The 7,988-nt window shown below is 46.9% G+C and carries 7 protein-coding genes; 6 read left to right on the top strand and 1 reads right to left on the bottom strand.

Going from position 1 to position 7,988, the window contains the following annotated elements:
- Window positions 1–42 precede the first annotated feature (42 nt).
- From J7J62_03125 to J7J62_03100, 6 genes are all read left to right on the top strand, one after another.
- The gene (locus J7J62_03125) at window positions 43–354 is read left to right on the top strand and encodes a (2Fe-2S)-binding protein (GenBank protein ID MCD6124147.1); all 312 of its coding nucleotides are present in this window, start codon (window positions 43–45) and stop codon (window positions 352–354) included.
- Between the two features lie 22 nt (window positions 355–376).
- Window positions 377–1,132, top strand: a complete 756-nt coding sequence (locus tag J7J62_03120) for a DJ-1/PfpI family protein (protein ID MCD6124146.1) — start codon at window positions 377–379, stop codon at window positions 1,130–1,132.
- Window positions 1,133–1,285: 153 nt separating this feature from the next.
- On the top strand, window positions 1,286–1,723 hold the full coding sequence (locus J7J62_03115) for a ribosome maturation factor RimP (GenBank protein MCD6124145.1): 438 nt from the start codon (window positions 1,286–1,288) through the stop codon (window positions 1,721–1,723).
- Between the two features lie 15 nt (window positions 1,724–1,738).
- Complete coding sequence (gene nusA, locus J7J62_03110; GenBank protein ID MCD6124144.1) at window positions 1,739–3,106, top strand: transcription termination/antitermination protein NusA; 1,368 nt, start codon at window positions 1,739–1,741, stop codon at window positions 3,104–3,106.
- Between the two features lie 97 nt (window positions 3,107–3,203).
- The gene (gene infB / locus J7J62_03105) at window positions 3,204–5,474 is read left to right on the top strand and encodes a translation initiation factor IF-2 (protein MCD6124143.1); all 2,271 of its coding nucleotides are present in this window, start codon (window positions 3,204–3,206) and stop codon (window positions 5,472–5,474) included.
- Window positions 5,475–5,517: 43 nt separating this feature from the next.
- The gene (locus J7J62_03100) at window positions 5,518–5,799 is read left to right on the top strand and encodes a DUF503 domain-containing protein (protein ID MCD6124142.1); all 282 of its coding nucleotides are present in this window, start codon (window positions 5,518–5,520) and stop codon (window positions 5,797–5,799) included.
- Window positions 5,800–5,933: 134 nt separating this feature from the next.
- Here the strand turns inward: J7J62_03100 and J7J62_03095 are convergent.
- On the bottom strand, window positions 5,934–7,988 hold a 2,055-nt coding region (locus tag J7J62_03095; protein ID MCD6124141.1), incomplete at its 5' end, for a T9SS type A sorting domain-containing protein.

Raw genomic sequence — 7,988 nt, 5'->3', positions numbered from 1 at the left:
AAAATGCGGGTTTATATTATAGTTCACAAGTGGGCAGGAAAGGTGGCAAGGATAAAGGAACATCCGATACTGGAGTTTAAACGAGGCAGAAAAGTTAGCTTCGTTTTCGAGGGCAAGACCTTATACGGATATGAGGGGGAACCTATTGCTGCGGCGCTTCACGATAATGGTGTGAAAGTTTTGAGATACTCGCTTCGGTACAATCGCCCGCGAGGATTTTTCTGCGCTATTGGCAAATGTTCATCTTGCCTTATGGAAGTCGATGGAATCCCCAATGTGAGAACATGTGTTACTCCTTTAAGGGAGGGAATGATTGTAAGAAGGCAAAAAGGTAAGGGTGTGCTTAGGGCTTAAAGAAAAATGTAGGAGGGAATAGATGTTTAGAAAGTGGTTCCATTTGATATTATTCGTAAAAGACCACGAGGGGTATAAAATGAGAACATTAATAGGCATAGCACTTTTAGGTGGGCTTTTTTTGCTGGTTTTCTTTGCGGGTCTTAAGGCGCCGGTTTATGCCAAGGGTTCTGGTGAAAGCGTTGCTGCCCCCGCTGTAGCACCGAAACCTCTTCTCGGCAAAAAAATCGTGTTCGTTATAGCGCCGGACAAGTTTCGGGATGAGGAACTATTCGAGACCAAGGAGCGACTCGAGAAAATGGGCGCAAAAACAAGGGTGGTATCCACAACTACCAAGACTATCACCGGTATGCTTGGCGAGAAGGTCAAGCCAGATGGACTTCTTGGTTCCGTTAGTCCCGACAGTTTTGACGCGATAGTATTCGTTGGCGGCGTTGGAGTTACGGCGTTGTGGGATAACGAGGAAGCTCAGGCACTGGCTAAAAAGTTCTACAACAAGAAAAAAATTGTTGCGGCTATTTGCCTTGCGCCGGTAATACTTGCCAACGCGGGGCTTCTCGATGGCGTGAAAGCCACCGTTTTCCGCTCTGCTAAGAAGAAGCTTATGGCTAAAGGCGCCGAGTATGTCAACAAGAAAGTGGTTCGCTCAGGAAGAATAATAACTGCAAACGGTCCATCGGCTATACCAGAGTTCGTGGCAAAAATTCGAGAAGCGCTCATAGGGAATGTTAAAAGCAAAAGCCCCGGCACCGTTGCACCTGCGACACCGATGAAGTAGCCCATCACCAACCGAAAAGAGTTGATATGGGAGCCCATTAAAGCGTTTTAGTAGGTGTTTTTGTTGTTTTGTTGTGGGGGAATTTTTAACTTATCCTTGCGAAAAATCCCATTTTACATTTATTAACAATCGAAATGACCAATTTAGAAAGCTATGAAGGAGTATTTGCCACAAATAGAGAGCATTGTAGCGCCAATAGTGGAATCAAGAGGTTATGAACTCGTTGAGATTAAAGCGGCGGGTGTTGGAAGGGCGTCTGTTTTAAGAGTTTTTGTTTATAGGGTAGGAGGCATAACTATAGATGAGATAACGACTCTTTCTCGGGTTATTTCGGAGGAGCTTGATAAGGCGGACATTATTCCTCATTCGTATATGCTTGAGGTTTCGTCACCGGGACTTGACAGACCGCTTAAGTCCATAAGTGATTTCAGACGAGCGCAGACAGAAAGGGTGCGAGTAACTCTTAACGATGGGACGAGCGTGGAGGGCGTGCTAAGCCATGTTGACAGTGAGGGCATAGTGCTGGACACGAAAAAAGGTGAAAGAACCATTCCCATAAGCGAAATTCAGGTTGGGAAAATAATTATATAATTTTTGGAGGGAAAAATGGGAGAGATAGCGAGCCATCAAATAGTCGACGCATTAGAAGACCTCGTTAAGGAGAGAAACCTCGACAAAGAGGTGATAATAGAGATTCTCAAAGAGGCGTTCAAAGCTGCCGTTAAGGAAAAATACGGCACTACCGAAAATGTCGATGTCATCATAGACCCTGAGCTGGGAACCATAAAGATAATAGCTAAAAGGGAAGTAGTGCTCAAGGTGAACAATCCTGCGCTTGAGATAGCAAAGAAAGAGGCAAAAAAGATAAAGCCAGACGCACGGGTTGGCGATATAGTCGAGGTAGAGCTTGACCCTTCCGAATTCGGGCGAAAAGCTGTCCTTGCAGCGAAACAGAAACTTATCCAGTCGATAACCGAAACAGAGCGCGAAATAATTTATTCCGACTACAGGCATAAGGTTGGTGAAATAGTTTCTGGTGCTGTCCATCGTGTGGATAGAGGCAATGTTATCGTCAATCTTGGCAGAGCTGAGGGTGTTATTTTGCGGAACGAGCAAATCCCGGACGAGCATCTTCCAATAGGTAAGACTGTAAGAGCGTATGTTAAGGAAGTAAGAAAGGACACGAAGGGACCACAGATAATTCTCTCGCGCAGAGCGCCGGAGTTCGTGAAAAAACTTTTCGAGTTTGAGGTTCCAGAAATTTACGAGGGCAGGGTTCAAATAGTTGCCGTAGCCCGTGAAGCAGGAGAAAGAACTAAGATAGCAGTTTATTCTACCGATGACCGGATAGACCCGGTTGGTGCCTGTGTAGGATTGAAGGGAACGAGGGTTCAGGCTGTGGTTAAGGAGCTTTCCAACGAAAAGATAGACATAATCCCTTACTCGGCTGACCCTGAGCAATTCGTGAAGAAAGCTCTTGCACCGGCAGAGGTGCTCGAGACTTACCTTTACCCCGATGAGCATAAAATAGTCATAGTTGTTCCTGACGACCAGCTTTCGCTTGCTATAGGTAAAGGCGGCGTTAACGCGAGACTGGCGGCGAGATTGGTCGGCTGGAAGCTAACGATTTACGGTGAGGAACAGTATAAGGCGTCGATGACCCCGATAGAAAAGCTCGATATATTGACGAAGGAACAACTCGAAGTGCTCAAAAAGTTCGAGATAGACACAGTTCAAAAGCTCGCGCGAATGAAGGAAGAACTGCTGCGTTCTATACCTGAGATAGGTGATAAAGCCAATGAAATACTTCTTGCAGCAAGAAAACTTGTCGACCAAGTCGAGGCGGAGCATGCATTCGTAACCAAGGACAGGCAGCTTGAGGAGGCTCTTTTGGCGAAAAAGCAAAAGGATGTCCCCTCTGCGGAAAGACAGGTGGAGGCAAAAACCAGCGAAGAGAATCCTAAGAAAAAATAAGTTTTGTCTTGTGAGTTGATTTTATCTTAAAATACACTTGGAAAATACGGCTTTATTTTCTATTATTAAAATCATCAATCTTTTCGAATAAAAAGTCATGTCGAAGAAAAGGATATACGAAGCGGCACGGGAACTGGATTTATCGAGCAAAGCACTTCTGCAGCTTCTCAAGCAGCTCGGGTTCGATGTTAAGAGCCACATGAGCGTTTTCACCGATGAGATGGCAGCGCGGGTCATGAGCGTTTTCACGGATGAGATGGCAGCACGGGTCCAGCAGAGACTTTCGGAGGAGAAAGAGGAAGCTAAAAAGGAGGAAAGGAAGAAGGAGGAGGTCCAGAAGGCAGTAGCTACCAAGGCGCCGGAAAGAGTTTTCGTAAGAAGACCTCGCCCCAGAAGAAAAAGGCGAAAGAAGAAGCATATAGGCAGGGATTACGCAGCCGAAGTCCGAAGACTTGAAGAGGAGAGGCGGCGCAGACGAGAGGAACTTCTGAAGTCGATAACTAAGGAGAAAGTTTTCGAGGCTGTAAGACAAACGCTCGCTCAGCTTTCGCAAACCCGCAAGAAAAGAAAGTACAGAAAAACGAGGCGCGAAGAAGTAGAAGGAGAACTTAAGGACCCCAACGCTATCGAGGTCCACGAATTCATGACAACAAAGGAGCTTGCCGAGAGGCTTGGAATATCGCCCACAGAGCTTATCGAAAAGTGCTTCAAAGAGCTTGGTTTGATCGTAACGATAAATCAAAGGCTTGATTTCGAAACCATATCGCTTATAGCGGATGCTTATGGGAAGAAGCCGGTTAAGGTTGACATAGAGGATGAGCTTGCGGAGGAACTACGCGAGGAAGAAGAGGAGGAGGACGAAACCAAACTCGTAAGGCGCCCGCCAGTGGTAACTGTTATGGGACATGTTGACCATGGTAAAACTACTCTCCTTGATTACATAAGAAAAACCAATGTCGTCGCAGGGGAGGTTGGGGGGATAACCCAGCACATAGGTGCATACATGGTGGAAACCGAGTACGGGGAGATAACATTCATCGATACCCCCGGTCACAAGGCATTCACGGCGATGAGGGCACGGGGTGCGCAGGTTACTGACATCGCAGTGCTGGTGGTCGATTGGAAGGATGGAGTTATGCCGCAAACTGTCGAGGCTATAAACCATGCTCGTGCATCGGGAGTGCCTATTATCGTGGCTATAAACAAGATGGACCTGCCCGGTGCTAACTCTGAGCAGGTGATGAAACAGCTATCTGAGCTTGACATAGTATGCGACCAATGGGGAGGAGATACCCTTTGCGTGGAAATATCCGCGAAAACAGGAATGGGTGTGGATACCCTGATAGAATACATAATCCTTCAAGCCGAGCTTATGGAACTTAAAGCGAACCCATTCAAACCAGCGCGTGGTGTAGTTCTTGAGGCATGGCTCGACAGCGGACGAGGACCTACCGCGACAGTCTTAATTCAGCAGGGCACGCTTTACCGCGGCGACCCGATCGTAGTGGGGATGTATCATGGGCGTGTTAGAAACATGTTCGATGAGAGAGGCAATGTCGTCGAGGAAGCAGGACCATCAAGACCAGTTCAGGTTATAGGGCTTAACGGTGTGCCTGAGGTGGGCGATTTGCTCGTCGTGGTGGAGTCGGAGAAAAAGGCGGCTGAGATAGCATCAAAAAGGAGAAGAATACGGGAAGCGCAGAGAGAGCGGAGAATGCCAGCGATAACACTTGCGACATTCTACCAAAGAGCACAAAAGCAAAAAGAAAAAACGCTGAGATTAATACTGAAAGGGGATGTGGGCGGTTCAGTTGAGGCTATATCGGATCTTTTGTCACAGCTTTCCACAGATGAGACAAAGATAGAAATAATACATCGTGGGGTGGGCAATATAACTGAGAACGATGTTCTGCTGGCGGCAGCATCGAAGGCGGTTATCATAGGCTTTTCAGTTAAGGCGGACAGCAGGGTTCGAAAATTAGCCGAAAAGAACGGAGTGGAAATACGCCTTTACAGGGTTATCTATGACCTTGAGGACGACATAAAGAAAGCTCTTGAGGGCATGCTGGAACCCGAAATAAGGGAAGAATTTCTCGGCAAGGCGCGGATACTTAAAGTTTTCCGAAATAACATTGCCGGCTGTCTCGTTGAGCAGGGCGTCCTGAGGCGCGATGCTTCAATAAGAATATATCGTGACGATGAGTTACTTGGCGAAGGCAGGATAGCAGACCTCAGAAGGTACAAGGATCAGGTTAAAGAAGTGGTTGCGGGGCTTGAGTGTGGCGTTATGGTGGAGGGAGTTACCGGTTTTCAGCCTGACGACATAATAGAGGCGTTCAAGAAAATTGAGATAAAGAAGACTTTGTAGTTGGTGGTTCTTTGGACACGAGGCTGTTTAAAACCTAACCAAAATGATAATAGGAGTCAGAACTTTTGATCTTTACATTCCAGGTTGCAGGTCGCTTAAAGAGAAGCGGTTCGTTGTTAAGTCGCTTCGTGATAAAATTCGGTCGAGGTTCAATGTTTCGGTGGCTGAGGTTGATCACCACGACCTGTGGCAGCGCGTTAAAATCGCAGTTGTTGTGGTGAACACCAGCGCGGATTACACCAACGGATTGCTTGACAAGGTTCTCCAGATAGTGGAAAGCGAGAGACGGGTCAACATAATAGAGATTCAGACCGAACTGCTCTGACAGTCGATTTAAAGTTTTTTCCCCTTTGTGGTTTTTCTGTTAATTGTGCCTATTTTAACCTTTTTAGCCAACAAAAAGCCCCCGTTTTTCCGGGGGCTTGACACATCTAACATTCCGAAACGCCCGGCTAAGCTTTATTTCACCAGTTTCAGCACCATAGAGCTCGTTGCCTTTTCCGTCGTCAGCTTAAACACATAAGAGCCGGAAGGAACGGCTTTTCCTGCTTCATCGGTGCCATCCCATACCGCGCTGAATTCACCAGCTTTTGAGTAACCAGTGCGGATAGTTTTAACCACCCTTCCCGAGATGTCGAGAATTTCAGCCTTTATGTTGCCTGCTTCGGGCACTTTCCAGACGAGGTTAACAGCAGCATTGAATGGGTTCGGATAAGCGTCCACGAGTTTGGGAGTGGTGGGCGTAATCATGGATTTCGCCTCTTTTATGCCTTCCTCCGGGAATGAATCACGGACAATGCATATTGTCGGAACTGCGATGTGGAGTATCGGGTCAGCGGTTATCTCACCGTTTGTGCCACCGGTTGGCGCTTTCAGGTATTTCCCAGCGTCTTTATCGAGAACCGCAAAAATGTGAAGGTAGTTATCGACCTTTCTTGCCACGGAGATGTCGAGCTCGCAAAGGCAACTGTCAACTGCGCACTGTGGTGAGTTGGTGTAGGAAATGTTTCTTCTTGGGTGCCATGTTCTTCCGCCATCGGATGAGTATGAGAGGAATATTTCGTAGTTTGCGACATTGTTGGCGCTCATGTCGAACATTCCTTCTGTTGCTGCGGCAACGGAGTCAACGATTTGCTGGTACATTTCTTCTCCTATGGAATCCAATGTTGTGCCATGTGGATATAGTCTTAAAAGCCTCCAAAGTGAGTCGTGAAGTTCGTAGTATATCGGCCAGGCTTGCTCCCAGACCACATATATTGTGCCGGTATCATCTATAGCTATTGAGGGTCTTACAGATGTCATGAATTCAACGAGATATGAACCGCCATAATTGCCCTCAACATAGGTTGGTCTCGTGTTAGGTATTCCTGCTGTGATTAGGCTGTAATCTCCAGTAGCCTGACTCCAATGAAGCACACCTGAACCATACCATATCCCGAGTGTGCATGGGTCTGTGAGGCTATAGAAGTTCACGAGGAACGCGCTGAACACAGCGTGAACATTTCCTGATGGGTCGAATGTAAGGCTTATATCATTATAACCCGCTGGTTTCCACACCCCAGCGAATGTATCGACCCATGTGTAATACATGGTGTCTCCAGAGGCGAGGATTGTGCCTATTACAGTTGGGAAGAATAAGGTATCGAAGTCGCTGGGTTCATACATTCCATCCTCGTCTGGGTCAAGCACATGGATTCTGTTAGACCATGTTGCGCCGCCATCAGTTGATGTTCTTATTCCTATATCAAGTGATGCCCAGGAGGCTCCTCTATCTGTTCCTGTCCCGCAGTATACTGTATCGAATATGCTTATGTATCCTACAGCGACCTTCCCGGTTCGTCTGTCAACAGCTATGTCAGCGTTGATGCCCAGCGAGAAGTCCAAAAGCAGAGCATCGGTATAATCGTATGTGGTTATGAATCCTGATGCTTCGTAAACTGGCGAGCCTTTCCAGAAAACGACATAGTCGGGAACAGGAACACCGCATAATGTATCGTTACTTGAGGGTGTAGCTATGATGTATATATTACCATTGTTATCAGCATCTATTTTGGGCCATATGGCAAGAAGGTCCTCGACAGTGGAGCAGCCGACAAGGTCGGGATAATATGATTCATATTCGTGGCTATTCGACCAAGCTGTATCGGGTGACCGAGCCGTTGATGGTGACACCTCTGAAATGGAGAATGAACCTCTCTGAAACTCAGTGCCGTTTAGTCTGTACATGACATCCCAGCTGATATGGGTATGGAAGTTACTTGCCGCAGTTTTCATACCATGGTATGCGACGAAAGGTACATCGAGAGTTTCACTGGGGTTTATCGCATTTGGAAGCTTTGTGAGAGTTATGTTACAGTACCCTGATTTATACATCGGGTCTGCCTGAGAACCCCATTGAAGCATTGAGCCTGTCCTTGATAATATGGAGTCGAAAAACATAGATATGTAGTTATACTTTATGTGTCTGTGGGGTGGTGAGGTAACCCATCCAAAGTCGGGTGAATGCATCCATGC

It is taken from the genome of bacterium, assembly GCA_021159335.1.
Classification (GTDB): domain Bacteria; phylum UBP14; class UBA6098; order B30-G16; family B30-G16; genus JAGGRZ01.
This window is presented reverse-complemented; position numbering and strand designations above follow the sequence as displayed.